General features: G+C 37.9%; 1 rRNA gene. It reads right to left on the bottom strand.

What is annotated here, in order from left to right:
• Nucleotides 1–107 (bottom strand): 23S ribosomal RNA (locus K5Q58_RS21000); the annotation flags it as partial.
• Nucleotides 108–346: the final 239 nt, after the last annotated feature.

The following is a 346-nucleotide window of genomic DNA, read 5'->3' as shown; positions in this document are numbered from 1 at the left end:
TAGCTCAAATGCTTGTTACTAGCTCGCCAACGCTTTTCGCAAGTTACTACGTCCTTCATCGCCTCTGACTGCCAAGGCATCCACCGTATACGCTTAGTCACTTAACCATACAACCCAAATAAGTTTCTCAAAGAAACATTCGTTGTCAGAGCGGGTTGCCCTAACAGTCGTATCGTAACTAGCTGGTTTATTACATAATTTGCATCTCAAAAGAGTACGCAAATTCGCCTTAGTTTTTAGAATATTCAAGACACTTAATAAAGTGTTTTGAGAACTCAATGTATTACTGAAAAGGGATTAACTTCCCAATAATACGATTTGTAATTAATTAACATGACAGACTCAT

This window comes from Shewanella sp. KT0246, assembly GCF_019654955.1.
Lineage (GTDB): Bacteria > Pseudomonadota > Gammaproteobacteria > Enterobacterales > Shewanellaceae > Shewanella > Shewanella goraebulensis.
Note: the sequence above shows the minus strand (reverse complement) of the source record. Positions and strands in the feature narration are given on the sequence as shown.